Origin of the sequence: Polaribacter sp. R77954, assembly GCF_044595335.1 — a bacterium.
In the GTDB taxonomy this organism is placed as follows: Bacteria; Bacteroidota; Bacteroidia; order Flavobacteriales; family Flavobacteriaceae; genus Polaribacter.
Genome location: NZ_CP138992.1, coordinates 2,952,826 through 2,979,218 on the forward strand (window position 1 = coordinate 2,952,826; position 26,393 = coordinate 2,979,218).

Here is a 26,393-nt window from a genome sequence, read left to right on the forward strand (position 1 = left end):
TATTTATAAAACATCAACAACAGTACCAATTTTTTCTCCTGAAACTAGTTTTATAAGGTTACCAATCTTGTTCATGTCAAATATAATAATTGGTAATTTATTTTCTTCACTTAACGTAAAAGCAGTCATATCCATTACTTTTAAACCTTTACTTATTACGTCTTTAAAGGTAATATTGTCAAATTTTATGGCGTTTTTATCCTTTTCTGGGTCTGTGTTATAAACACCATCTACTCTTGTACCTTTTAAAATAGCATCTGCTTGAATTTCAATAGCTCTTAGTACAGCAGCTGTATCTGTAGTAAAATATGGGTTTCCTGTACCAGCACCAAAAATAACAACACGTCCTTTTTCTAAATGACGAATTGCTTTTCTTTTAATGTAAGGTTCTGCAACTTCTTTAATCTCTAAAGCGGTTTGTAAACGAGTATGCACATCTTCATCTTCTAAAGCACTTTGTAAAGCCAAACCATTAATACAAGTAGCTAACATACCCATGTGATCTCCTTGTACACGATCCATTCCATTACTAGCCCCAGCAACTCCTCTAAAAATATTTCCTCCACCTATAACTATGGCAACTTCAATACCTAAATCTACGACTTGTTTAATTTCTTTTGCATATTCTGCCAAGCGCTTTGGGTCTATACCATATTGTCTATCGCCCATTAAGGCTTCACCACTTAATTTTAAAAGAATTCTCTTGTATTGCATTTTTGTTTGGTTGTTTATAAATTCTCATAGCAGAGAATTTGAGTTGTGCAAAATTAAGTATTTTTTTTATTTATACTCAAATCGCTGCTATAGTTTTAGTTTTTAATTTGTTATAGCATTTTTAAAATGAAACGAAAATACTGAAATAGAAGTGTTTAAAGGCTTGGTAAATCAATTTAATTGATTAATTTTGCACTCGATTTTTTAAGAAATACATTAATAAGAAATGAATATTACAAAAGAAAACGTAGATGCATTAAATGCAGTTGTAAAAGTTGATATTGTTGCAGATGATTATCAAGAAAAGGTAACAAAAGTATTAACAGATTACCGTAAAAAAGCAGATATTCCTGGATTTAGAAAAGGGCATGTACCAATGGGAATGGTAAAAAAACAATATGGTAAATCTATAATGATTGATGAAGTAAACAAGCTTTTACAAGATTCTTTGAATAAATTTATCACAGAAGAAAAGTTAGATATCTTAGGGAATCCTTTACCAAGAGTGCAAGATGATTTTAATTGGGATGCTGAAACTTTTTCTTTTGAATTTGAATTGGGGCTAGCACCAGAATTTGAAATTGATTTATCAGCAAAAAATAAAATCAAACAATATAATATTGTTGCTACAGATGAGTTGATTGATGAAGAGGTAAAGAACATCCAAACACGTTATGGAAAAATGAGCTCTTTAGATGAAGCTACTGAACATTCTAACGTAACTGGTACATTTGTAAACGAAGAAAAAGAAATTAACAAAAAATCTACTTTTTTAGTTAACGATTTAAAAGGTAACAAAAACGAAAAGAAAGTAATTGGTGCTAAAGTTGGTGATGTAATTGAATTAGAAACTAAAAAATTATTCGAAGACGATCATAAACTACAGCATATTTTAGGCGTTTCTCATGATGAAATTCACGATTTAGATATTACTGTAACACTTACTGTAGAAGAAATTACAAAAACAGAACCAGCAGAATTAAATCAAGAATTGTTCGATAAATTATTTGCTGATGGTAGCGTTACTACAGTAACTGAATTAAAAGAAAAAATTAAAGAAGATGCTGAAAAGCAATTCGAACAACAAGGAGATCAATATTTATTAAATGCTGTACAAGAGTATTTAATAGAAAATACAAAATTCGATTTACCTGCAGCATTTTTACAAAAATGGTTACAAACTGCTGGCGAAAAAGAATTAACTCCAGAAGAAGCAAAAGAAGAATATAAAAAATCGGAACAAGGTTTACGTTATCAATTAATTGAAGGTAAGCTTATGAAAGATAACGATATTAAATTGGATTATGCTGAATTGGTAGATTACGCAAAAGGGTTTATCAGAACGCAAATGGCTCAGTTTGGTAACATGAATCCAGAAGAAAAAGAATTAGACGATATTGCTGGTAGAATTTTACAAAATCAAGAAGAAGCGCAAAAGTTACAATCTCAATTAATTAGTCAAAAATTATTGACTTTCTTTAAAGAGAACATCAACTTTAAAACAAAAGAAGTTTCTTATGAAGAGTTTGTAAAAGAGGCGTACAAGAAATAAATTGTAATCAAAAAAAATACATTTAGAAACTTTAGAATAAAGCAAAACCTGAATTGAAAAATTCAGGTTTTTTTGCCTAAAAACTGTAACATAATATTAAGAGAAATGTTCTTATCTTTACACAACCAAATACTTTAAAAGAATAGAGAAATGGATTACGGAAAAGAGTTTGAAAAATATGCTACAAAACATCATGGTATTAGTAGCACTTCTTATACTAAAATTACAAGTAGTTTAACCCCATATATTATGGAAGAACGTCAAATGAACATCACTCAGATGGATGTTTTTTCGCGTTTAATGATGGATAGAATTATTTTTTTAGGAACAGGAATTAATGATCAAGTTGCTAATATTATACAAGCACAATTGTTGTTTTTGGAAAGTGTAGATGCTAATAAAGATATATCAATTTATATCAATTCTCCAGGAGGTGGCGTTTATGCAGGTTTAGGTATTTACGATACCATGCAATTTATTAAACCAGATGTGGCTACAATTTGTACAGGTATGGCAGCTTCTATGGGTGCTGTTTTAATGTGTGCAGGGCAAAAAGGAAAACGTTCAGCTTTACCACATTCTAGAATTATGATTCACCAACCTTTAGGGGGTGCACAAGGTCAAGCTTCTGATATAGAAATTACGGCAAGAGAAATCTTAAAGTTAAAAGACGAGTTGTATGCCATTATTGCAAATCATTCTGGGCAAACTATCGAGAAAGTGCATAATGATTCTGATAGAGATTACTGGATGAAAGCAGACGAAGCTAAAGAATATGGAATGATTGATGAAATTTTAGCTAGAAAATAAAAAGCCATAAGCTATAAGCCATATGCAATTTGATTAAAAACCATTTTGCATAAAGCATAAAGCATATTGCCTAAAGCCAATTAAATGTCGAAAGAAGAAAATTTAGAATGTTCGTTTTGCGGACGTAAAAAATCTGAAACAGATTTACTAATTGCAGGTATGGATGCCCATATTTGTGATAAATGTATAGAACAAGCACATGGTATTGTAGAAGAAGAAATTTCTGAATCTAAATCTAGTTCACTAGCTAAAGATTTAACTTTAAAAAAGCCATTAGAAATTAAGGACTTTTTAGATCAGTATATCATTGGGCAAACCGAAACCAAACGTGCAATGGCTGTTGCTGTTTACAATCATTATAAAAGATTGTTGCAAGAAGATACAAATGATGATGTAGAAATTGAAAAATCTAACATTGTTTTAGTAGGGGAAACAGGTACAGGTAAAACCTTGGTGGCAAGAACAATTGCAAAAATGTTAAATGTGCCTTTTTCTATTGTTGATGCTACTGTATTAACGCAGGCAGGTTATGTTGGCGAAGATGTAGAGAGTATTTTAAGTAGGTTACTGCAAGCAGCAGATTACGATGTAGAAAAAGCGCAAAGAGGTATTGTTTTTATTGATGAAATTGATAAAATAGCAAGAAAAGGCGATAATCCATCCATAACTAGAGATGTTTCTGGCGAAGGCGTTCAACAAGCCTTATTAAAATTACTAGAAGGCGCAGTTGTAAATGTAGCCCCAAAAGGAGGTCGTAAACATCCAGAGCAAAAATTTATCGAAGTAAATACAAAAGATATTTTATTTATTGCAGGTGGTGCATTTTCTGGCATAGATCGATTAATTAGCAAACGTTTAAACAGACAAGCAGTTGGTTTTGGAGCCTCTTTAGAAGAAGATAAAATTGATGAAGATAACTTGTTACAATACATTACACCTTTAGATTTAAAATCTTTTGGTTTAATACCAGAAATTATTGGGCGTTTACCGGTTTTAAGTTACATGAATCCTTTAGATGCTAAAACTTTACGTGCTATTTTAACAGAGCCAAAAAATTCAATTATCAAACAATACACAAAGTTGTTTGGTATGGATGAAGTAAGTTTTACAATTGATGAAGATGCATTAAATTACATTGTTGGTAAAGCAGTAGAATATAAATTAGGAGCTAGAGGATTACGTTCTTTATGCGAAGCTATTTTTACAGATGCAATGTTCGATTTACCAAGTTCTGAAGATAAAGAATTTAACGTAACTAAAGAATACGCAGAAGCCAAACTATCAAATTCAACATTAAAAAAGCTTAGAGCAGCTTCTTAAAAATAGTATATTTATTATTGTAAAGACCTTAGGTATTTTTGTAAAATAGCTAAGGTCTTTTTTAGTTGAAACGCTTTTGTACATCTCAATCTAAACATTCATACCTGTTTTTTGTATTTTATCTAATCAAAAAACTAAATTTGCAAAAATCAACAATACAATATGAGTCAAGAAGTTTCTAAAAGATATGCACAAAGAGGTGTTTCTGCATCAAAAGAAGATGTGCACAATGCAATTAAGAATATAGACAAAGGTTTGTTTCCGAAAGCATTTTGTAAAATAGTACCAGATTATTTAACAAATGACGAGGATTATTGCTTAATAATGCATGCAGATGGAGCAGGTACAAAATCTTCTTTGGCTTACATGTATTGGAAAGAAACAGGAGATATTTCTGTTTGGAAAGGCATAGCACAAGATGCGTTAATTATGAATATAGACGATTTATTATGTGTTGGCGCAACAGATAATATCATGTTATCATCAACCATTGGTCGTAATAAAAGTAAAATTCCTGGAGAAGTTTTATCAGCAATTATAAACGGAACAGAAGAATTAATTGAAGATTTAAAAGGTTTTGGAGTAACCATACATTCAACAGGAGGAGAAACTGCAGATGTTGGAGATTTAGTGCGTACAATTATAGTAGATTCAACAGTAACTGCAAGAATGAAACGTACAGATGTTATTGATAATGCCAACATAAAAGCAGGTGATGTTATTGTTGGTTTAGAATCTTTTGGACAAGCATCTTACGAAACCGAATATAATGGAGGTATGGGTTCTAACGGATTAACTTCTGCTAGACACGATGTTTTTGATAACTATTTAGCAGAAAAATACCCAGAAAGTTTTGATGCTGCTGTTCCTGCAGATTTGGTATATTCTGGAAATACTAAATTGACTGATAAAGTAGAGAATTCTCCTATTGATGCTGGTAAGTTAGTCTTATCACCTACAAGAACATATGCACCAATTATTAAAGAAATTTTATCAAAATTCGATTCAGAATCTGTGCATGGAATGATACATTGTTCTGGAGGTGCACAAACCAAAGTCTTACATTTTGTTGATAATTTACATATTGTAAAAGACAACATGTTTCCAATTCCACCTTTATTTAAGTTGATACAAGAACAGTCTAAAACAGATTGGAAAGAAATGTATCAAGTTTTTAATTGTGGTCATAGAATGGAAGTTTATGTTTCTCCAGAAATTGCTGAAGATATTATTTCTATCTCAAAATCTTTTCATGTGGATGCTAAAATTGTTGGAAGAGTAGAAACTTCTGATAAGAAAAAACTTACGATTAAAAGTGAGTTTGGAGTTTTCGAATACTAATAATTGTCCTATCAAAAAATTAAATTATTTGTTAACTTTTTATTGTTGATAAGTAATTAAACAATTGACTTTTAATGTTTTAAATATTTTTATTTAAAATTTCATGATAATTATCATCTTTTAAGTTTTGCGATTTAGTGAACTTCACATCACTTTAAAATCAACTTAAACATTTCTTTTATCATGAATTCCAAAACCCTATTCACACCTAAAATAAAGGTGACTAGGGAAGAAGCCTTACAAGCTTCTCTCTCTTATTTTAATAATGACGAACTTGCTGCAACTGTTTGGATTAACAAATACGCTTTAAAAGATTCTGATGGGAACTTATACGAAAGTTCACCAAATGATATGCATCAAAGAATTGCATCAGAAATTGCAAGAATAGAGCAGAAATATAAAAACCCGTTAACCGAACAAGAAATTTTTGATGTCATTAAAAGCTTTAAATACATTGTTCCTCAAGGAAGTCCTATGGCCGGAATTGGAAATCCGTTTCAAATTGCGTCTTTGTCTAATTGTTTTGTAATTGGTAATAATGGCGAGTCAGATTCTTATGGTGGAATTCTAAAAATAGATCAAGAACAAGTGCAGTTAATGAAACGTAGAGGTGGTGTTGGGCACGATTTATCTCACATTCGCCCAAAAGGTTCTCCTGTTAAAAATTCGGCTTTAACTTCCACAGGAATTGTGCCTTTTATGGAACGTTACTCAAACTCAACCAGAGAAGTTGCACAAGATGGTAGAAGAGGTGCTTTAATGCTGTCGGTTTCTATCAATCATCCAGATGCAGAAGATTTTATCGATGCTAAATTAGAACAAGGAAAAGTTACAGGAGCCAATGTTTCTGTAAGAATAGATGATGCTTTTATGAAAGCTGTAAAAGCCGATGAAAAGTACACGCAAAAATATCCAACATTTAGTAAAAATCCTTTGTATACAAAGCAGATAGAAGCCACTAAAATTTGGAAAAAAATAGTCCATAATGCATGGAAATCAGCAGAACCAGGAATCTTGTTTTGGGATACAATTATCAATGAATCTGTTCCTGATTGTTATGCAGATTTAGGCTATAAAACCGTTTCTACAAACCCTTGTGGAGAAATTCCTTTATGTCCTTATGATTCTTGTCGTTTATTGGCAATTAACTTATTTTCTTATGTAGAAGAACCTTTTACAGAACAAGCAAGTTTTAATTTCAATTTGTTTATAAAACACATTGCTATAGCACAAAGAATGATGGATGATATCATCGATTTAGAACTAGAAAAAATTGATGGCATTTTAGCAAAGATCGATGCAGATCCAGAAAAGGACGAAGTAAAGGCGACTGAGAAAAATTTATGGTTAAACATCAGAAAAAAAGCTTATGAAGGCAGAAGAACTGGTATAGGAATTACTGCAGAAGGAGATATGTTGGCTGCGTTAAATATGAGATATGGAAGCGAAAAAGGAATCGATTTTTCAGCCAAAGTTCATAAAATATTGGGTGTAGAAACCTATAGAGCATCCGTAAATTTAGCCAAAGAAAGAGGTGCTTTTTCAATTTTTGATGCAGCTAGAGAAAAAGAGAATCCGTTTATTTTACGACTAAAAGCAGCAGATAGCAAATTGTATTATGAAATGTTAGAGTATGGGCGTAGAAATATTGCTTTACTAACCATCGCTCCAACAGGAACAACAAGTTTAATGACGCAAACATCCTCTGGAATAGAACCAGTTTTTATGCCAGTCTATAAACGTAGAAAAAAAGTAAATCCTAATGACAAAGATGTTCGCGTAGATTTTGTGGATGAAGTTGGAGATTCTTGGGAAGAATATGTAGTTTTTCATCATCGATTTAAACAATGGATGGAAGTAAATAATATTGATTCTTCTAAAAATTTTACGCAAGAAGAATTAAATGAGCTCGTTAAAAAATCGCCATATTATAAAGCCACATCAAACGATATCAATTGGTTAAGTAAAGTAACCATGCAAGGCGCCATTCAAAAATGGGTAGATCATTCCATTAGTGTAACTGTAAATTTACCTAATAATGTTACAGAAGATTTGGTGGGCGAATTGTATTTAAAAGCCTGGCAAGTTGGTTGTAAAGGGGTTACAGTGTATAGAGATGGTTCTAGAGCTGGCGTTTTAATTTCTACGGATGAGAAAAGTGATGAAAAAACAATAAACTCAGGGTTTCCTAAAAAACGTCCTGTAGAATTAGAAGCAGATGTGGTTCGTTTTCAAAATCAAAAAGAAAAATGGATTGCCTTTGTAGGGGTTTTTGATCATAAACCTTATGAAATTTTTACAGGTTTGGTAGATGATGAAGACGGAATTTTAATTCCACGTTCTGTAGAAAAAGGAGTAATTATTAAAAGCAGAGATGAAAATGGTGCTTCTCGTTACGATTTTCAGTACAAAAACAAAAGAGGTTATAAAACCACTATAGAAGGTTTATCTCACAAATTCAATCCAGAATTTTGGAATTATGCAAAGCTAATTTCGGGTACTTTACGTCATGGAATGCCAATTGATAAAGTAATTGATTTGATTCATAGTTTACAGTTGGATAGTGAATCTATAAATACTTGGAAAAACGGTGTGCAACGTGCCTTAAAAAGATATGTTGCAGATGGTACAAAAGCCAAAGGGCAAACTTGTGATAATTGTAATTCAACAAAATTAATTTATCAAGAAGGTTGTTTAACTTGCAATGATTGTGGCTCTTCTAAATGTGGTTAATTGTTTGCTAACCCTAAAACTTCCAAAACAAATTATTGTTTTGGAAGTTTTTCATAATTAAGTTCACTTATTGTTAAAGAATAAATCTTAGATAATTTTTTAGTAAAAGCTATTTTGCTTTATCATACAGTTTGTTTAGATGAGGTATGCCATCCGTCATCCATTTAGGAGCTTCTTTACCCATTAAGTAATGGTCAAAATATTGTTTCATTCTAATCTGAAAATCTTTTTGATTGGCCTCTACTCTTAAATGATGAGGTTCATCTGGATAGGATAAGAAAATAACTTCTTTGCCTAACCTTCTTGCAGCATTGTAAAACTCAAGACCTTGTGTCCAATCTACAGCACCATCAGCTGTTCCATGTAATATCATAAAAGGAACTTTAATCTTTTGCGCATGAAACATTGGGTTTTCTCGCTGATAAATTTCACGATGTGTCCATGGTGTAACACCTCTTCCCATTCTCACTTGTCCAATTTCCATAATACCAACATGGTTGGTTCCTGTATTTCCGTAAATATTATTGTAAAAACTTTCTAGATCTGTAGGTGGTGCTCCAGTTACTACGCAAGCAAACATATCTGTTTGTGTGAGTATAAACGAAGATTGATAACCACCCCAACTATGCCCTTGTAACCCAATTTTTTTAGGATCTGCATAGCCTAAATCAATTACTTTTTGAGTTGCAGATGTAATACAATCTAAAGAGCTTGTGCCTGGTTTTCCTACCTCGTAAACATTGTCTGGTTGAAAGAATAAATACCCATTACTAGCATAAGTAGAACCATGTGGACGATCATCATAAGATGGCATATAATAACGATGATGTCTGTTAGACATTTTCTCATAGAAATACACAACCATAGGATATTTTTTACCCTTTTCATAATCTGGTGGAAGGGTAAGTGTACCTTGCAATTTATCTCCTTTACTGTTTGTATAATCAACCAACACTTTAGAACCCCATTTGTATTCTTTTTGCTGCGGATTCGCATCCGTTAACTTGTTAGGTTTTCTGAAAGAAAGATTAGTAATATGGTAATCTGGAAACGTTACAAAAGATTCTTTGGTGAATACAACCTTATCAGCATTTTCTGCTTTCATAATTCTAGTAAATGCATAGTCATCAAAAAGTAATGCTTTTGGTTTTTTACCCAGTTTTAATTCGTAAAAACCGGCTTTTTTTGTCCACTCTCCATAAGCATTTAAGAGTAGTGGTTTTTTGGTGTCTATGTAAGGATCATTAGTATTTAGGTTTTGGTATCTAAATCTAATTTCTTCTTTGTCTCCCAAGCCTTGCGTTATGTTTTTAGCAGCAGAACCATCTAATTTTAATGACCATAAGTCATATTTATGATTTAAGATAATAGAAGCACCATCTTTTGTCCATCCAGCTAAACCATAAGGTGGTTTTTCATGAGGATAAGGATGTTCTAGATTCATAAAGTTTACATCAGCAGCTTTAGAAATATTGGTTACTCTATTGTTTGCTAAATCTATGATATGAATAGCAGTGTCTTTTTGTATTGCGTAATAATTTCCATCAGGTGAATAGCCTAAAGGTCTTTTTATTAACTTAACCATTAAATCACGTTTTCCAGTTTTTAGATTAACACGATATAAATCTGCAGGAGATACTCCCCAGTTTACATCATTAATATAAGGTTTTGGGTTACTACCTAACCAATAGTCAGAGTTTCTTGAGAATAATAAATTACGCATACTATCGTCAGTAAGTCTGGTAAATACATCGTTTTTAAATTGGTATGATGCCCAATAGGTAAAGTTTCTATTTCTACTTGCTCTTCTTTTTTGTACAGAATTAATAGTTTCATCATTCCAATGAAAAACATCAAGATTCGCAATGGTATCTTTAGACATCTTTATTTTTTTCTCTTGTTCTTTAATTCCAAACAAAACAAAACTACCATCGTTGCTAAATTGCAAGCGTCCTTTTTCACTAATTACAAAATTTTCAGGAAAACTAGATGTTTTCTTAGTATTTAATGTCTTTTTGGTTGGAGTTTGATGCATATTAGAGATTACTAAAAGCATATTGTCTCTCTGCTCTAAGGTATCTATTTTTTTACCTTTTAATACTGCAATTTGAGTGCCTTTAGTTTCCCAATCTTTCTTGAGTACGTTTGCATCATCCCAAATAAGATTGCTATAAGTTTTTCTATCGCTATCTAAAATCTGTAGTTTGTTTTTGATAAGGTCGTATACATACAAACCATTACCAACCATTTCTGCTGCATCTATAGTGTATGCAATGTGGGTAGAGTTTTTATTGAATGAAAATTCGTTAACATTACCAAAATTTAAAGTGGCTAAGGTTGTTAAATCTATAATAAGCAAATCTTGCCCTTTATGTTTAGATTTATCACTTTCGGGTTTCTCTAAAGATATGGCAAGGTAGTTCCCATCTTCAGAAAATGTCATCGACTTTGCTCTTTTAAAACGAATAGAATCACCAGTAATCAGATTTCTTAATTCAGCTGTTTTGAATGCTTTTTTTCTTGATTTTTTTAGCTTTTTAGCAGCTTTTTTTGATGGAGAAATAAGATAAGCTGCCCATTTGCTTTTGCTAGAAAATGATGGCGAGCTTGCATAAGGAATGCGATAGCTAAAATCTGATGTTGCAGCAGTTGTTTTTTTAATAAATAAAGTATCATCACCTCCATTTGGTCTAAGACCATAGACAAACCAATCTCCATCCGAAGAGATTTTCGAGGATACTATACGCTTCCATTTGCTATAATCGTCTAGTTGTAATGCTTTGTTTTGAGCAGAACTAAAACTGCTAAAGAAAAAAGCAAATACAATGCTTATAAACACAAAATTTTGTTTCATGGTATTATATATTTTTGGTTAGTGCGTTAAAAGCTACTCAATATTATCTTTTTATTGAATAAAAAGGAAATGTAAAACTAAGATAGTGTTTTTTTCGATAAAGAAATTGTTGTGTGGTGTATCGCAGATAGATAAAGCTATTAGTTTATAAAAAGTCTGTTTAATCGCTAATGAAAGTGGTTCTTCAAAACGTGGTTAAGGTAATTATGAGTTAAGTGTTTTTTATCATTTTAAAAGCTCGTGTAAAAGATGTATTTTTATATATTGTTCTCTATCTAAAAGAAAAAGAATATTTTACTTAAAAAAAGCGAATTTGATGAAAAATAATAATCTCTCCCAAACTGAAAAAGATAAAATAATCGATTATCAGTTGCGATTTCAAGACTTGCTTATAAGCATTTCTACAAAATATATTAATGCAGATTTATCAAAATCTGACGAGCTAATTAAAGAATCTTTAAGAAAGATTGGCGAATTTGTGGGGGCAGATAGAAGTTATATTTTTTCATATGATTTTGTGAATGAAACGTGTTGTAATACCCATGAATGGTGCAGTGAAGGTACAGTTCCAGAAATTGATAATTTACAAAACATACCTATTGAACACGTAAAAGATTGGTTAGATGTTCATAGCAAAGGTGAGGCACTTTATGTAGAAAATGTTAGCCTTTTACCTAAAGATGGAGAATTAGGTTTACGTGCAATTTTAGAGCCTCAAGGCATTAAAAGTTTAATTACAATTCCTAAAATTAAAAATAACGAGTTAATTGGTTTTATTGGTTTTGATTCTGTAAAAGAGTTGCATACATACTCTGAAGATGAAAAAAATATTCTGTTTGTTTTTGCAAATATGTTGGTGAATATTATTCAAAGGGCAGAACAAGAAGAGCGAATACAGAAGCAAGAAGAGAAAAAAGAGGAATTGCTAAAACATTTATCGAGTCAAAATGAGCAGTTAAATGACTATGCACAAATGGTTTCGCACGATTTAAAAGCGCCACTAATTAATATGCATACGCTTTTAACTTGGTTTATTAGCGATAATAAGCATTTGGTAGATGAAACAGCATTACAATCTTTAAATGAAGTATTGTTTAATATAGAAAAAATGGACCTTTTAATTAAAGGTATTTTAGACTACTCTAAAGTAAATCGATTAGAGGTTAAAGATAGAATTGTTGATGTAAATGTTATTGTGCAAGAGGTAATTAAAATCACTTTAATTCCTAAACATATTACTATTAAGGTGCAAGAAAATTTGCCTATTTTGTATGGTAATTCATGGAGATTCACTCAGCTATTCCAAAATTTAATTCAGAATGCTATTAACTATAATGATAAGGAAAAAGGTATTATAGAAGTTGGTTTTACCGAAAAAGAAGATTGTTTTGAGTTTTTTGTAAAAGACAATGGAGTGGGAATCGAGTCTAAGTATTTCGATAAAATATTTAATGTATTCACCAAGTTAGATAACGAGGGGCAATCTTCTGGTATAGGGTTATCAACAGTTAAAAAAATAATTGAATTTTATGAAGGAAAAATTTGGGTGGAGAGTAAAGAGAAAATCGGAACAACCTTTTTCTTTTCACTTCCTAAAAATAACGACTAATTTACTTTATCAAAAATAAAATCAATTCTAAAATCATCTGCTTCAACCATTGCTTTTAATTGTTTACCATCTTTAAAATAAGTGATTTTTTTAGGAAACTCATTTTGTAGATTTTCACACACAAAAGAAGTATCTGTTTGGTTGGTAAACTTAAATAAAGTTGGTTTTTCATTTATGCCTTTAACTTCTAAATATAGGGTGTCGTTAATTTTTATAATGCTTAAAATTTCTTGAAAAGACCTTTTTTTACCTTTCATGGTATAGCCCATACCTACTAAGTTGGTATTCCACATTTCATAGGTTTGGCTTCCAGGTTTATCATTTAAACGCTTCCATTCGCCAATTAAAAAAGTAGGTTTTTTTAAAGAATTAACTTCTTTTTTACATGAAACAATCAATAAAAAGGCGCATAAAAAATATAGTTTTCGCATAAAAAAGATTGGTTTTTCCAAATATACCTATAAAAATTGTAAATTCGCAATCCAAGAAAAGAGTAGAAGATGTTAGATAAATTAAGAATTGTAAAACAACGTTATGATGAGGTTTCTGATTTAATTATTCAGCCAGAAATCATTATGGATCAGAAGCGTTATGCGCAATTGATGAAGGAGTATAAAGATTTAGGAGATGTTGTTAAAAAAGGAGATGAATACCAAACCTTAACCAACAATATTGAAGAAGCAAAAGAAATTATTGCTGACGGATCTGACGCAGAAATGACAGAAATGGCAAAGATGGAGATCGAAGAAGCCAATACTAGAATTCCTCAATTAGAAGAAGAAATTAAATTTTTATTGATACCTAAAGACCCAGAAGATTCTAAAAACGCTGTGGTAGAGCTAAGAGCAGGAACTGGAGGAGATGAAGCCAGTATTTTTGCAGGGGATTTATTTAGAATGTACACCAAATATTGCGAAAGTAAAGGATGGAAAGTTTCTACAGTAGATTATTCCGAAGGTACAAATGGGGGTTTTAAAGAAATTCAGTTCGAGGTAAATGGAGATGATGTTTACGGAATTTTAAAATTCGAGGCAGGTGTACATCGTGTGCAAAGAGTGCCACAAACCGAAACTCAAGGTCGTGTGCATACTTCTGCAGCAACCTGTATGGTGTTTCCAGAAGCTGAAGAGTTTGATGTAGAAATCAACCCAAAAGAGGTAAGAATCGATTTTTTCTGTTCTTCAGGTCCTGGAGGGCAATCTGTAAATACAACCTATTCTGCTGTGCGTTTAACACACATTCCAACAGGTTTAGTAGCACAATGTCAAGATCAAAAATCGCAGCATAAAAACAAAGAAAAAGCTTTTAAAGTATTGCGTTCTCGTTTGTATGATTTAGAGTTGGCTAAGAAAAATGCAGAAGACGCGTTAAAACGTGGTTCTATGGTTTCTTCTGGTGATAGAAGTGCTAAAATTAGAACGTATAATTATGCACAAGGTAGAGTTACAGACCATAGAATAGGATTGTCTTTATACGATTTGCCTAACATTATGAATGGCGATATTCAGAAAATTATTGATGAATTAATGTTGGCTGAAAATACAGAAAAATTAAAAGAATTGGGAGATAGTATTTAACGCACCTATCTCATAAAATAAAAAACCTCGAAATTCATTTTCGAGGTTTTTTATTTTATGAATATTCAGAAGTTAATTCATCTACAATCAAACCATCTTCTAAAGTTTGAATCACACCAATTGCAGCCCTTTCTCCAGAAATCATGGCAGCATTTAAAGAACCATTTAACAATTGGTCACCAGCTAAAAATACAGTTGGTTTTAATTTGGTTTCTGTACTAGATATTTCATACTGTAAGTTGTCTAATTGGGGTAAAGCCTTTTTAATATGATAATGTTTTAAGAGGTTTACAGCGTCTATATTACAGTATTTTTTTAAATCTTCAGTAACTTTTAAAATTAAATCTAATTTTGATAAGTTGTGCTTTTTAACAACAGTAACAGAGAGTAATTCTTTATTTCCTTTAGATGAAGTTGCTAAACTAGTATGATAAAAAATATTGTTAATAAGTGCATTTTCATCAGCAATTAAACCAATTAATGGTTTACTAATAACACAATGATGGGTTTCAAAATAAAAAGTATCACAACTTTTCCATTCGGTTTCTTGATTTTTTAAATTGGCAATTAAATTGCTGGCTTCAGTAGCAATAATGGTCATATTACTCTGAATAATTTTATCATTTACTAAAATAATTTTGTTGTCTTTTACTTGGGCTACAGGAGAATCAAAAAGAAAAGTGGTGTTTTTTAGTTTCGATTTTAACTGATTTGGAATCTCTTGAATTCCACCTTTTGGCAATACAGCTAAACCATCACCAAACATTTTATACACAAACTCAAACATTCTGCTTGAGGTTTCTAAATTGGGTTCTAAAAATATGCCACTAAAAAAAGGCTTAAAAAAATCGTTAATTATCGATTCAGAAAAACCTAAATCTTGTAAATATTTTAAGGTCGATTTTTCGTCAGTTCTAAAGATTTCAACTACTTTTTTCTTCTTTAAAAGAGCATTTAGTTTTAAAATTTTTGTTTTATCAGCAAAATTGCCAACCGAAGCAAAAAGTGTTGGAAATAATAACGAGAAGCTACGCAAAGGGTCTCCAATAGTTTGTTGTTTTCCGTTTTTAAAAATAGTGGCACCAGGTAAAAATTTTTGCAAATCTAAATCAGTATAATTCAAATAATGTTTTGCAGCAGGGTAAGAGGTTAATAGCACCTGAAAGCCATGATCTAAAATGTAATCATTTACAATATCTGATTGTACTCTACCACCAAAAGTGTTAGAGGCTTCAATAATTGTGGGGCAATATCCATGGTTTTCTAAAACTTGAGCAGCAACTAAACCACTTATACCTGCACCAATAATATGTATGTTGTAGTCCGATTTTTTCATAAAACAGTAACGATTATAAGTATAAAGATACTACTTCTATGTTTGATGATAAAGCCTTTCATAATACAAATATTTTTCAATTTGTAATATGATGAAAATCATAAATTAAATACTATTTAATTGCAAAATTTGATGTGTTAATCAATACTTTACAAGATGAAAAAAAGAACACCAATTTCCGAAATAATGACTACTAATTTAATAACATTAGGTGTTTTTGATAATTTAGAAACAGCTGAGAAATTATTTAAAAAAAATAAAATAAGACACATTCCTGTTGTAGATGAAGGTAAAATTGTAGGGATGTTAAGTTATTCTGATTTGTTAAGAATTAGTTTTGCAGATGCAACAAATAACGAGCAAAATGTAGATGCGTTTGTTTATAATATGTTTACGATTCAGCAAGTAATGGCAAAAAACTTAACGATGATTAGTCCTGAAGCTAGTATAAGAGATGTGGCAAAAATATTTTCAGAAAGAGAGTTTCATGCTTTACCAGTAGTTAAAGAAGGTGTTTTAGAAGGCATTATTACCACTACAGATTTAAGTATGTATTTGCTGGCACAATTAAATTAATTTAATCTGAGTGCTGGTTATTGTCTGTTGTTTATAAGTAAGTTATGGTTTTTGTATTGTAATATCAATCTAAAGTTAATTTAAAAACAGTGTTTAAGTTAGTGTAGTTTTGAGTTTGTAGAAATTAATATTGAAACATTTTCAATAAAGTTCTGCAGACTCATTTTTTTTTTAGTGTAGATTTATTTAAACTTCGTATGCTTTTTCTATATCAGAATATTTTTCAAACAGTATTTCTACTCTTATGGCTTGATTTTTAGTCTATTTACTACTTAATTTATATAATAGATATGGATTAAGTACACATACCAACTTTTTGAAAAACGAATCATAAGGAATATTTACATCTATTGAGTAAATTGAATTCATTTCTTATGATTCATTGCTAACTGAAAAGGGTAGAAATTTGTTACAATCTAAATAGCAATCGTGTGTATAAAAATTGGAATTGTAACGTAGAATCAGATTTTGGGAGTGTATTTTTTAAGAAAAACCAATACAATTTTGGTTTGTTAATAAGTAACTTTCTAGAAGATGATGCTAGAAATTCAATAGGACAATCAGGTGTCAACATCATAACATCTGGTGAAAGAGAATGGAGAGTTCAAGAAACTAATGTGTTAAATGAATCCATGTATAGTTTATCGTAAATCCCAAAGCTAAGTTACATCCTATGTTTGTTATGGTACTTTTTCAGTAAGCTCCAGGTAAGTCATATTAAAATTTTAAATCAAATTTTAATTAAAGTAAAAATAATTTATAGTTTTTATAAATTTGCCATGTTTATGAAAAATACGCAATCCATAGCAGTCCTTCCTTTTGTTAATATGAGCAGTGATATCGATAACGACTATTTTTGCGATGGAATTACCGAAGAAATAATCAATGCATTAACAAAGGTTAATGGCTTAAAAGTTATTGCAAGAACCTCATCTTTTGTTTTTAAAGGAAAGCATATTGATATTAGGGAAATTGGTAAGCAATTAAGTGTAAATACAATTCTTGAAGGGAGTATAAAAAAGGCACAAGATAAGGTTAGAATAACTGCTCAATTAATAGATGTAAGTGATGGTATACATTATTGGTCTAAAAAATACGATAGAGAACTGATTAACATTTTTGAATTAGAAGACGAAATTAGTTTAGCGATTGCAGAAGAAGTAAGAAACAATTTCGGGCATTTTGAAGTGCAAGAGCATCTCATTAAACAACCCACAAATAATATTGAGGCTTACCAATTGTTTTTAAAAGGACGTTCATTACAATTAAAATGGACACCCGAAAGCATAAAAGAGGCTATTACATTTTACAACCAAGCCATTGCGCTCGATAAGAATTATGCAAAAGCATACTACGCCAATTTACAATGCTATGGCTTATTGGCAATGTGGGGCTATATGCCCTACCAAGAAGCGATGGATTTAGCAATAAGTAATTTACTAATTGCTAAAGAAATAGATACCTCTTTACCAGAATATCCCTTGTCTTTTGTAGGTAAGTTTTTCTGGGAAGAATGGGATTTTAAAAATGCTTACTTACATATAAACAAAGTCTTAGAGATAAACCCAAATCACATAGACGGTTTAGAAGCAATGGCAGAATTATGTATTGCGCTCGGTTTTTTTGATATAGCGTTACAATATGCTAACAAACTATTAGAGGTAGATCCGCTTTCGGCGAACAATCATTACACCTTAGCTCATATTTACTACTATCAACGTCAATTTGATAAAGCACTAAAAGCAATAGACTATGCGCTAACGTTAAACCCTCAGCTAGAATTGGCACATCATTTAAAATGCTTTTGTTTAATATGGCTAAATAAAAAGCATGAGTTTATTGCCCATATTCAAAACACTACACTCATCGAAGAAAAAGAAATACTGTTTAATCTTATCAATGATAATGCAGTAACAGTTCCGCAACAAATTATTGATAAATGGAATATAAATAGGCATAATAAAACGATGTTGGTTCCATATGATGCGTTTATTTTAAGCAACTCAAATCATAGCAACAAAGGATTTTTACGTTTAAAGGAAATGATTAATCATAAACGAGGTCAAGTCATCAACTTTAGGCAAGAACCTTTTTTTAAACCCTTGCAAAATTTAAATGGATTTTTTGAATTGCATCACTCAAATTTGGTTCTAAAAGATGTTAAACCTCTTCCAATAGAACAAGAAGAAACATCATCAATTCTATTGGATACCCAACAAATAGAAGCTCTTAAAGTAGAACTGCTGTCTTATTTTAAGGAAGACGAACCGTATTTAAATCCGCAATTAACATTAAAATTTGTAGCTAATGTTTTAGGATTAAATACAAATAAAATGTCTTATTTAGTTAATCAAGCATTTGATATTAATTTCAATGACTTTGTCAATTCGTATCGTTTAAATTATTTCAAAACCATAGCTTTAGACCCTAAAAATGCCCATCTAACTATTCTTGGCTTAGCTTATGATAGCGGTTTTAATTCTAAAAGCGTCTTTAATACGTACTTCAAAAAAACAGTGGGCATTACCCCTAAGGCTTGGTTAAAAGCCAATTCGTAGCAAATCTTATTGAGTTCGTTTCAAATTATAATTCAGGACGATTGCTTTAGTGATCTGATGAATCTTTGCATCATCATTTAATTAATAATTAAAAAACGAATAGTTATGACAACTTTATACAAAATTTTTGTAGTATTTATGGCAACTACCATAATCCTTTTTACATCTTGTTCAAAAGATGATGACAATAACACGCCGACAAACAATTACACAACGATTGAAAATTTACTAACTGAAATTGATTTTCAGGGGTATGCCATTGTAACTAAAAACGGTAGCGATTTAGTGAGAGAAGGATTTGGACTAGCAAACCAAACCACAGCTTTGGCGCAAGATTACAATCTCGCTTATCGCATTGGTTCAGTGAGCAAAACATTAACCGCAGCTAGCATTGTACAATTAAAACGTGATGGCTTAATTAATAGTTTTAATCAAACTTTAGATGAATTTGACCCTGAATTTCCAAACGGTAGTCAAATTAGTATTGCACAATTACTATCGCATCAATCGGGTATTCCAAATTATCAACTTATTGTAGAAGAGGCTTACAATCAGGGAGAAACTTTAGATGAAGAAGATATTTATGAAGTAATTAAAGAATTAGTTACTATAAATGGTCTCGATTTTACACCAGGTTCAGATAAGCAATACAGCAACTCAAATTTTCTTATTGCTGCTTTATTAATTCAAGAAGTAGCTCAAATGCCTTATCACAATTATATTCAACAAAAAATACTTACACCTTTACAAATGACAACTACTTATAAAGGCACAAATATAGTAGATGTAAATATACACGCTCAGGGTTATTTAAATGGTAGTGAAAATAGTACCTACCCAATGACAATCGCTTTTGGTGCAGGTAATTTTAGTAGTACCCCAAAAGATATGGAAACATGGATAAATGCTGTAAAAAACAATTGGTTTACAATTGCAGAAAAAACCGAAATATTTACTCAAAACGTACCAAGTGGTTATACCGATTTTGGTTTAGGCTGGTTTACTACCCAAGAAGGAAATACAACAATGTACTGGCATGGAGGTGATATCAATGGATATTGGAGTATGATTGGTTTCATACCAGAATACGATGCTACTATTGTTTTGTTAAGTAATCAACAAGACTACTCTGCAGAACAACGCAATACTATAATTCAAGAATTATTGACCAACGAGTTTAAATAATCACCAAGATAAAATTTAAATAATCTGATCATGAAAAAAATAGTAAGCCTAATCATATTAATTGTATTAATTTCTAAAAGTGCTATTGCACAAGATACAGCGAAGCAATTATATGAAATTAAAGTAATTACAAGTGTAGAATCCATTGTGTCAAGTGGATTAGGTAGATCTCGTTTAATTTCAACCGATGATGAAAGAAATTATGAAAAGTTTACTTCTAATCAATCAGAAGACTCAACTACCAGAAACAAGTCGAAAAGAAAAGACATTAGAGTAAAAAACTTTGAAGAAACAAAACTTTTGAACTTCTTCAATTTAGGAGGTATTAGATTTCAGAATATTGCTGCCAATGACGCTTTAATCTCGTCAAAACTCACCACTATGCTGTCTAAAGGTTGGGAGTTAATGTTTGTAACAAGTGCTGTGGAAAGCGACGCCGGACATAAGGACAATAACGGGATTTTTATAACTAGATACATTTTTAAAAGAAAAATGAATTAATATATCTAAAGTATGAAACATACCAATGTATTATTAGCAGGCGCTACTGGGTATTTGGGCAAGCATTTATTAAAAGTTTTAATAGAAAAACAAAACCAAGTGGTTGCTGTAGTTCGTAAAACATATCAATTAGATAATTCTAATGAAAACTATTTAGAAGTTAGGCAAGCCGAAGTTACCAAACCCAATACCCTAAGAGATATTTGTAAAGGGATAAACACGGTCATTTCAACCGTTGGAATTACAAGACAAAAGGATGGTTTAACTTATATGAATGTTGATTTTCAGGCGAATATGAATTTACTAGACGAAGCTAAACAAAGTGGTGTCAATCATTTTGTTTACGTATCAGCTATCAATGGCAACAAATATCGAAATTTAAAAATATTTGAAGCCAAGGAAAAGTTTGTGGATGCTTTAAAAGCATCTGGATTAAATTACACCATAGTTAGACCCAACGGTTTTTTTTCAGATATGAAAGATTTTTTGCAAATGGCAAAGTCTGGTCGTGTGTATTTGTTTGGATCAGGAAATCAAAAATTCAACCCAATTCACGGTAAAGATTTGGCAACATTTATTGTAGACAATTTAGACGAAACTAATAAAGAACTAACTATAGGAGGACCGGATGTGTTAAGTCTTAATGAAATTAGTGAGTTAGCTTTAAATACATTTAACAAACCTATAAAAATCATTCATTTACCAGATTGGATGCGAAAACTAACTATTTGGATTTTGAGAACCTTTACCAGTGTAAAAAGCTATGGACCAATTGAGTTTTTTCTAACCTTAATGGCAGATGATAATATAGCGCCAACCTTTGGCGAACATCATTTAAAAGAGTTTTACAGTGAAGAAGCGAATAACCTTAAATAATATACATATGAAACTTTCCGATAAAATTGCACTTGGTATTGTTTTATATTATTCAGTTTTTCACGTCTTAATTTTAGTAGGTATTCTACCTCAAAATATAGTTTGGGGGGGAAATATTAGAACCCAAAACGATTCTGCTTTTAGAATTTGCGGCACTTTTCATAATGCTTTTTCTGGGATTTTTAATTTTGATTAAAACCAAAATTCTGAAGTGGAATGGGCAAGTTAAAACCATAAATAGGTGGTTATTTGCGTTTGCAATATATTTTTTGTTGAATTCGTTTGCTAATTTGTTAGCTGAAACTACTTTTGAAAAAGTACAAGCCGTATTCACTATGATTTTAGCTATCAGTTTATTTAACCTCTTAAAACATAAATTATGAACATTCCTAATCCAGACCGTAAATTTCCAATTCCAGACTACAATAAGCTTTGTTTTCTAAAAAATATCATTAAAAATCCAAATATCATAGTAGGTGATTATACATATTATGATGATTTTGAAGAGGTGTCAAATTTTGAAAAAAATGTGAAATACCATTTTAATTTTATAGGTGATAAACTCATAATTGGTAAGTTTTGTATGATTGCTTCAGATGCTACATTTATTATGAATGGTGGCAATCATTTAACCAAAGCTACATCTGCATATCCATTTGCTATTTTTGGTGGTGCATGGCAAGATGCTATGGAAGGTAAAACTTACCCAACCAAAGGTGATACCATTATTGGTAATGATGTATGGATTGGTTACGATGCTACCATTATGCCTGGGGTTTCAATTGGTGATGGAGCGATTGTAGCGTCCAAATCAATCGTAACAAAAGATGTTGAACCATATAGCATTGTTGGAGGTAACCCTGCTAGGCTTATCAAAAAACGCTTTTCTGAAGATACTATTTTAAGACTATTACAAATAAAATGGTGGGATTGGAATATTGAAAAAATTACTAAAAATGTAGAAAAACTTACTTCTCATCCTGAAGTATTGCTTTAAGATAAAATCCAAGAATTAAACTCATAAAAGGCTTAACACTATATCTGTTAAGCCTTTTTCTTTTGGTAACATACATTAGTACTACATATCAAAAAGGTTTCAAATCATAATTTAGAACGATTACCCTTCTTTTCTTCTAGTTCTTTGTACCATCAATAGTGATATTAAAAAATTATAAAAAGTCATTTCAAAATGAAAAAACTAGTAATCATAGGCTTAACACTTTGCTCGTTAAGTGTTTTTGCACAGAACAACGAAAAATCAGTATCCGATAGTGCTAAGGAATTGAAATACAGAGTCAGTTTTCCTGCCATTATCCTGGGTAATCTTGGTAAAGCCGGGGAAAGAACCAATACCCATCACTTCGAACTACATGTGAAGCGTGAAATAGATGCAAAAAATATCATTGGGGTAAAATTTGCTACCTGGCGCTTATTTCAACCCATGGGTATTCAATGGTGGGATGGACTATTAGATAAAATTGATACGCAATCAGAATTTTATCCTGGCCATTTGTACGAAAGAGGAATTGGTATATCCTACCAACGTATGCTTTGGAAAGGTTTATTTGCCTCTGTAGAAGTCTTACCACTTTATAAAACTTATAAAGATATAGACAATAAAAAAATTAATAACGGTTTTAAACTCTATAATTCATACCATGTGGGCTATCATTTTGCTTTTGGTAAAAAGAAACAGTTTTTTATTGAGCCACAGTTTCATTGTAATGTATGGCATTTTGATACTAAAACACCTCAAGCTTTTAAACAATTAGATAACAAATGGAAAAATTACTTCCTTTTTGAACCTAACTTATATATCGGTTTTAAATTTTAAAATAATAATAAAATAAATAAATTATGAAATCAAAAACAAATCAATTGATGTCAAGAATAGCTAGTATTGCTTTTCTTTTTATAACAACAATAGCAACTGCCCAAAGTAACTCGATACCTGAACGTAGTTTTCAAAGAGAAGGGTTTATGTTCGAATTTGCCATTGGTGGTGGGATTATCAGCACAGAAGATAGTGACGGAATTCAAAGTTTTGATGAAGCACAAGGTGCTTTTTCTTTTCCAGATTTAAAATTCGGTTATATGTTAAACAATCGGTTGGCGTTAACACTTTCTATTCCTGGAATGATTTATTCGGTCAATGATAATGATCGACACTTTGGTGGATTTATTCCTGCTATTCAGTACTGGGTTAAAGATCGTTGGTGGATTCATGGTGGAGCAGGTTTAGCACTAGATTCACCTGCGCTTTACGATATTAAAAACAATGTAAATGACGATTGGAACACTGGAATTGCAGTTATGGCGAGTACTGGGTATGATGTTTACAGAAAGAATAACTTTGCATTAAATGTACAATCTAAATTACTACTGGGTGGTGTGAATCTCAATAATGGAATTGATAGAGATGTTGTACAATTTAGTGTAGGTATTGGTTTTAGTTGGTTCTAATTTTTAAATCATAAATTATGAAAAACGTATTTCTGGTAGTTTTTGTATTAATAGGGTCTAAGGCCTTTATGCAAAATAATGTAGCGCAAAAAATAAATGATGTTTTCATCAAGAGTGTAGAAAGTAACAACTGTAAAAATGCGGTATTACAAATTTATTCGCCTTCTCAAAATCTTGAGCTATTCTTCAGTCATCCTAATCAAAATCAAAGAGAATCAATCAGTAAAACTGCGCCCTTTTATACAGCAAGTATTACTAAATTATTAACTGCAGTTTCAATAGGGGTATTAAAAGATGCTGGGAAATTAAAGTTTCAAGATAAGATCATCAAATACCTACCAGATACACTTTTAAAGAACCTTCATGTTTACAATAACACAAACTACTCAAAACAGATTACGATTAGCCATTTGTTACAACACACATCAGGTTTACCTGATTACTTTTCTGATTCAACCAAAGATAATAGCCCTAATATTTTAAATCAGGTGCTAACAGCGCCTCATAAAGTATGGTTGCCAGAGAAATTGATTGATTTTACTAAAATGAAAATGCAACCGCATTTTGCACCTGGTGATGCATTTCACTATACAGATACAGGGTATGTACTCTTAGCATTGGTTATAGAGCATGTTAGTGGTCTAACTTTAGATGAGTTTTTTAAGGAAAATATATTTGAAACTTTAGAAATGAATAACTCTTATATAAATTTAAAATCCACATCAATAAATAAAACACTACCGATAGTACCATTTTATGCAGGCGAATCAGAATTGTCATCTTTAACAAGTCTGAGTGCAGATTGGGGTGGTGGTGGATTGGTGACTACCACGAATGATTTAATTTCATTTTTTAAAGCTTTTAATAATGATAAAATTGTGAAGAAAGAAACTCGATTGGCTATGCAACATTGGGTAAAGGAAACCAAAGGAATGGATTATGGTTATGGCATAAGAAAAGTTTCAGTAGGTACATTAACAAATACAGACAATAAACTCAAACTTATTGGACATTCGGGTAGTACAGCATCATTTTTATGGTATAATCCCCAGCTTGACACGTATATTACAGGTTCTTTGAATAAATTGGAAGCTTCAAAAAGTGCAATGATATTAGTTTTTGAAATTCTCAAAATCATAGAAAATGAGAACTAAAAGAAGCGCCTACATTTCTTTAAGTTTGGCATGTTGTTATATCATAGGCTTTGTTTGTCTTTTTACTTTTTTTAGTCCACTAATTGATGGAAAGCTCGATAAAAAAGAACAAATAGCCTATTATATGAGTAATAAAGTGAGTTTACAATTTTGGTATCTGACCATTTATGTACTTTTTGGAGTACTGCTTATTCCACTTGTTTCAATGGTAAAGAACTTATTTAAAAAGAATAGTTTAAGTGATTTTGCTTCGATAGTTGGGTATATCTGGGCTGCTTTTGTGATGGCTAGTGGATTCATATTTACAGTAGGTATAGAGAAAATTAGCCAAATGAAAGTTGATATTGAAAGCATTCATGTCATTTTTACAACTATCCAAATCATTCAAGATGCTCTTAGTGGTGGTGTAGAATTATTAGGTGGTATTTGGGTGTTTTGTATAGGTGTAATTGCATTAAAAAGTAAATATTGGAATAAATATTTCAATTTATTTTCTTTGCTTCTAGGGTCAATAGTCTTTATAACAGTATTACCATATTTTTATGGTTTTGTTGGTGTTTTTGGAATGCTGCAAATTATATGGTTTATATGGCTTGGTTTTATGCTTTGTAGAGAGCAAGAATATGTAAGTACATATATTTTATGGTAAGTATTTTTAATTAATCAAATAACTAGATTTTTTACAAATAATAAATAGTAAAATATTAACATAGAACCCCATTATTCTGTCAAAAAAAATTAGTCCAAAAAATTTACTATTTTAAACTAATTCAAAGCTAAATTTACAAACGGGTATTTATGGTACTTTTCCCCAAACTCCAAGTAGCCATGACTGCATAATATAAAATAGCCTATAATATTATGAATTCAAAAGTTGTTATTTTTTAGCTTTATTACTTATTTAGCATTAATCATACATAAAATTAACTCTAAATTTTTCAAAATTTTTATAGAACAACAATTCATAGAAAGTACAAATAAGGAATAAGAAATTATTAAACCAGATAATAAGAGAGTTAAAATAAATTAGAAAAATAGTTAAATTTGGCTAGAAATAAGGTTGATTGATAAGCTTCTTTAATTGAAAAAGAGTATGAACTTCTTAAAAATATTGATTGTAAATTAGTGTAATTTTTTGTCTATTATCTGGATAGAAAAATTATACAAAATTAGAGTACACACTTTCATACACGATTTAATCAAAATATAGCTAAAATAGGGATAAAATTGAGTT

Annotated in this window: 23 protein-coding genes; 19 read left to right on the top strand and 4 right to left on the bottom strand. The window is 31.0% G+C overall.

The window, feature by feature from the left end:
* Positions 1–3: 3 nt before the first annotated feature.
* Positions 4–714 (bottom strand): UMP kinase, encoded by a 711-nt coding sequence (pyrH, locus tag SJY27_RS12870; RefSeq protein ID WP_397445262.1) that lies wholly within the window; start codon positions 712–714, stop codon positions 4–6.
* A 226-nt stretch (positions 715–940) separates the two neighbouring features.
* Here pyrH and tig point away from each other — a divergent pair, with 226 nt between their 5' ends.
* The 5 genes from tig (at position 941) to SJY27_RS12895 (ending at position 8,470) form a co-directional block, all read left to right on the top strand.
* A complete protein-coding gene (tig, locus tag SJY27_RS12875; RefSeq protein ID WP_397445263.1) occupies positions 941–2,266 on the top strand; it encodes a trigger factor in 1,326 nt (441 codons plus the stop codon).
* 150 nt (positions 2,267–2,416) lie between these two features.
* Positions 2,417–3,076, top strand: a complete 660-nt coding sequence (clpP, locus tag SJY27_RS12880; RefSeq protein ID WP_397445264.1) for an ATP-dependent Clp endopeptidase proteolytic subunit ClpP — start codon at positions 2,417–2,419, stop codon at positions 3,074–3,076.
* A gap of 84 nt (positions 3,077–3,160) precedes the next feature.
* The gene (gene clpX / locus SJY27_RS12885) at positions 3,161–4,396 is read left to right on the top strand and encodes an ATP-dependent Clp protease ATP-binding subunit ClpX (RefSeq protein WP_397445265.1); all 1,236 of its coding nucleotides are present in this window, start codon (positions 3,161–3,163) and stop codon (positions 4,394–4,396) included.
* A gap of 162 nt (positions 4,397–4,558) precedes the next feature.
* Entirely contained in the window at positions 4,559–5,737 is a 1,179-nt protein-coding gene (locus tag SJY27_RS12890; protein WP_397445266.1) for an AIR synthase related protein, read from the top strand.
* Between the two features lie 183 nt (positions 5,738–5,920).
* On the top strand, positions 5,921–8,470 hold the full coding sequence (locus SJY27_RS12895) for an adenosylcobalamin-dependent ribonucleoside-diphosphate reductase (RefSeq protein ID WP_397445267.1): 2,550 nt from the start codon (positions 5,921–5,923) through the stop codon (positions 8,468–8,470).
* A gap of 109 nt (positions 8,471–8,579) precedes the next feature.
* Here the strand turns inward: SJY27_RS12895 and SJY27_RS12900 are convergent, their stop codons facing one another.
* Positions 8,580–11,324 (bottom strand): prolyl oligopeptidase family serine peptidase, encoded by a 2,745-nt coding sequence (locus tag SJY27_RS12900; RefSeq protein WP_397445268.1) that lies wholly within the window; start codon positions 11,322–11,324, stop codon positions 8,580–8,582.
* A gap of 316 nt (positions 11,325–11,640) precedes the next feature.
* Here SJY27_RS12900 and SJY27_RS12905 point away from each other — a divergent pair, with 316 nt between their 5' ends.
* Positions 11,641–12,933 (top strand): ATP-binding protein, encoded by a 1,293-nt coding sequence (locus SJY27_RS12905; RefSeq protein ID WP_397445269.1) that lies wholly within the window; start codon positions 11,641–11,643, stop codon positions 12,931–12,933.
* Here SJY27_RS12905 and SJY27_RS12910 read toward each other — a convergent pair.
* The gene (locus SJY27_RS12910; RefSeq protein WP_397445270.1) at positions 12,930–13,364 is read right to left on the bottom strand and encodes a DUF6265 family protein; all 435 of its coding nucleotides are present in this window, start codon (positions 13,362–13,364) and stop codon (positions 12,930–12,932) included. The genes SJY27_RS12905 and SJY27_RS12910 overlap by 4 nt on opposite strands.
* Before the next feature lie 69 nt (positions 13,365–13,433).
* Here SJY27_RS12910 and prfA point away from each other — a divergent pair, with 69 nt between their 5' ends.
* On the top strand, positions 13,434–14,510 hold the full coding sequence (gene prfA, locus SJY27_RS12915) for a peptide chain release factor 1 (protein ID WP_397445271.1): 1,077 nt from the start codon (positions 13,434–13,436) through the stop codon (positions 14,508–14,510).
* 55 nt (positions 14,511–14,565) lie between these two features.
* Here the strand turns inward: prfA and SJY27_RS12920 are convergent, their stop codons facing one another.
* The gene (locus SJY27_RS12920; RefSeq protein ID WP_397445272.1) at positions 14,566–15,846 is read right to left on the bottom strand and encodes an FAD-dependent oxidoreductase; all 1,281 of its coding nucleotides are present in this window, start codon (positions 15,844–15,846) and stop codon (positions 14,566–14,568) included.
* Between the two features lie 156 nt (positions 15,847–16,002).
* Between SJY27_RS12920 and SJY27_RS12925 the strand changes: the two genes are divergently transcribed.
* The 12 genes from SJY27_RS12925 to SJY27_RS12980 all read left to right on the top strand — a co-directional run bounded on the left by SJY27_RS12925 (position 16,003) and on the right by SJY27_RS12980 (position 25,808).
* Positions 16,003–16,422 (top strand): CBS domain-containing protein, encoded by a 420-nt coding sequence (locus tag SJY27_RS12925; RefSeq protein ID WP_397445273.1) that lies wholly within the window; start codon positions 16,003–16,005, stop codon positions 16,420–16,422.
* A gap of 431 nt (positions 16,423–16,853) precedes the next feature.
* A complete protein-coding gene (locus SJY27_RS12930) occupies positions 16,854–17,072 on the top strand; it encodes a hypothetical protein (RefSeq protein WP_397445274.1) in 219 nt (72 codons plus the stop codon).
* 135 nt (positions 17,073–17,207) lie between these two features.
* Positions 17,208–18,980, top strand: coding sequence for a tetratricopeptide repeat protein (locus SJY27_RS12935; RefSeq protein WP_397445275.1), 1,773 nt, complete (start codon positions 17,208–17,210; stop codon positions 18,978–18,980).
* Between the two features lie 105 nt (positions 18,981–19,085).
* Positions 19,086–20,165, top strand: a complete 1,080-nt coding sequence (locus SJY27_RS12940) for a serine hydrolase domain-containing protein (RefSeq protein ID WP_397445276.1) — start codon at positions 19,086–19,088, stop codon at positions 20,163–20,165.
* Between the two features lie 30 nt (positions 20,166–20,195).
* Positions 20,196–20,666 (top strand): hypothetical protein, encoded by a 471-nt coding sequence (locus SJY27_RS12945; protein ID WP_397445277.1) that lies wholly within the window; start codon positions 20,196–20,198, stop codon positions 20,664–20,666.
* A 12-nt stretch (positions 20,667–20,678) separates the two neighbouring features.
* On the top strand, positions 20,679–21,542 hold the full coding sequence (locus tag SJY27_RS12950) for an SDR family oxidoreductase (protein ID WP_397445278.1): 864 nt from the start codon (positions 20,679–20,681) through the stop codon (positions 21,540–21,542).
* Positions 21,543–21,549: 7 nt separating this feature from the next.
* Positions 21,550–21,738: a hypothetical protein gene (locus SJY27_RS12955; RefSeq protein ID WP_397445279.1), complete on the top strand. Its 189-nt coding sequence runs from the start codon at positions 21,550–21,552 to the stop codon at positions 21,736–21,738.
* Between the two features lie 183 nt (positions 21,739–21,921).
* Positions 21,922–22,539: a CatB-related O-acetyltransferase gene (locus SJY27_RS12960; protein ID WP_397445280.1), complete on the top strand. Its 618-nt coding sequence runs from the start codon at positions 21,922–21,924 to the stop codon at positions 22,537–22,539.
* A 192-nt stretch (positions 22,540–22,731) separates the two neighbouring features.
* Positions 22,732–23,376, top strand: coding sequence for a hypothetical protein (locus SJY27_RS12965; RefSeq protein WP_397445281.1), 645 nt, complete (start codon positions 22,732–22,734; stop codon positions 23,374–23,376).
* Positions 23,377–23,399: 23 nt separating this feature from the next.
* On the top strand, positions 23,400–24,005 hold the full coding sequence (locus SJY27_RS12970) for a hypothetical protein (RefSeq protein WP_397445283.1): 606 nt from the start codon (positions 23,400–23,402) through the stop codon (positions 24,003–24,005).
* 17 nt (positions 24,006–24,022) lie between these two features.
* The gene (locus SJY27_RS12975; protein WP_397445285.1) at positions 24,023–25,159 is read left to right on the top strand and encodes a serine hydrolase domain-containing protein; all 1,137 of its coding nucleotides are present in this window, start codon (positions 24,023–24,025) and stop codon (positions 25,157–25,159) included.
* The gene (locus SJY27_RS12980) at positions 25,149–25,808 is read left to right on the top strand and encodes a hypothetical protein (RefSeq protein ID WP_397445287.1); all 660 of its coding nucleotides are present in this window, start codon (positions 25,149–25,151) and stop codon (positions 25,806–25,808) included. The genes SJY27_RS12975 and SJY27_RS12980 overlap by 11 nt, the downstream gene beginning before the upstream one ends.
* Positions 25,809–26,393 lie beyond the last annotated feature (585 nt).

Excerpts from the sequence above, each read along its gene's own strand:
- SJY27_RS12890 (WP_397445266.1), top strand. The coding sequence starts at position 4,559 with ATGAGTCAAGAAGTTTCTAAAAGATATGCACAAAGAGGTGTTTCTGCA.
- clpX (WP_397445265.1), top strand. The coding sequence starts at position 3,161 with ATGTCGAAAGAAGAAAATTTAGAATGTTCGTTTTGCGGACGTAAAAAA.
- SJY27_RS12910 (WP_397445270.1), bottom strand. The coding sequence starts at position 13,364 with ATGCGAAAACTATATTTTTTATGCGCCTTTTTATTGATTGTTTCATGT.
- clpP (WP_397445264.1), top strand. The coding sequence starts at position 2,417 with ATGGATTACGGAAAAGAGTTTGAAAAATATGCTACAAAACATCATGGT.
- SJY27_RS12895 (WP_397445267.1), top strand. The coding sequence starts at position 5,921 with ATGAATTCCAAAACCCTATTCACACCTAAAATAAAGGTGACTAGGGAA.
- SJY27_RS12950 (WP_397445278.1), top strand. The coding sequence starts at position 20,679 with ATGAAACATACCAATGTATTATTAGCAGGCGCTACTGGGTATTTGGGC.
- SJY27_RS12965 (WP_397445281.1), top strand. The coding sequence starts at position 22,732 with ATGAAAAAACTAGTAATCATAGGCTTAACACTTTGCTCGTTAAGTGTT.
- SJY27_RS12925 (WP_397445273.1), top strand. The coding sequence starts at position 16,003 with ATGAAAAAAAGAACACCAATTTCCGAAATAATGACTACTAATTTAATA.
- SJY27_RS12940 (WP_397445276.1), top strand. The coding sequence starts at position 19,086 with ATGACAACTTTATACAAAATTTTTGTAGTATTTATGGCAACTACCATA.
- SJY27_RS12935 (WP_397445275.1), top strand. The coding sequence starts at position 17,208 with ATGAAAAATACGCAATCCATAGCAGTCCTTCCTTTTGTTAATATGAGC.
- SJY27_RS12945 (WP_397445277.1), top strand. The coding sequence starts at position 20,196 with ATGAAAAAAATAGTAAGCCTAATCATATTAATTGTATTAATTTCTAAA.
- SJY27_RS12920 (WP_397445272.1), bottom strand. The coding sequence starts at position 15,846 with ATGAAAAAATCGGACTACAACATACATATTATTGGTGCAGGTATAAGT.
- SJY27_RS12980 (WP_397445287.1), top strand. The coding sequence starts at position 25,149 with ATGAGAACTAAAAGAAGCGCCTACATTTCTTTAAGTTTGGCATGTTGT.
- SJY27_RS12955 (WP_397445279.1), top strand. The coding sequence starts at position 21,550 with ATGAAACTTTCCGATAAAATTGCACTTGGTATTGTTTTATATTATTCA.
- pyrH (WP_397445262.1), bottom strand. The coding sequence starts at position 714 with ATGCAATACAAGAGAATTCTTTTAAAATTAAGTGGTGAAGCCTTAATG.
- SJY27_RS12900 (WP_397445268.1), bottom strand. The coding sequence starts at position 11,324 with ATGAAACAAAATTTTGTGTTTATAAGCATTGTATTTGCTTTTTTCTTT.
- tig (WP_397445263.1), top strand. The coding sequence starts at position 941 with ATGAATATTACAAAAGAAAACGTAGATGCATTAAATGCAGTTGTAAAA.
- SJY27_RS12975 (WP_397445285.1), top strand. The coding sequence starts at position 24,023 with ATGAAAAACGTATTTCTGGTAGTTTTTGTATTAATAGGGTCTAAGGCC.
- SJY27_RS12970 (WP_397445283.1), top strand. The coding sequence starts at position 23,400 with ATGAAATCAAAAACAAATCAATTGATGTCAAGAATAGCTAGTATTGCT.
- SJY27_RS12960 (WP_397445280.1), top strand. The coding sequence starts at position 21,922 with ATGAACATTCCTAATCCAGACCGTAAATTTCCAATTCCAGACTACAAT.
- prfA (WP_397445271.1), top strand. The coding sequence starts at position 13,434 with ATGTTAGATAAATTAAGAATTGTAAAACAACGTTATGATGAGGTTTCT.
- SJY27_RS12905 (WP_397445269.1), top strand. The coding sequence starts at position 11,641 with ATGAAAAATAATAATCTCTCCCAAACTGAAAAAGATAAAATAATCGAT.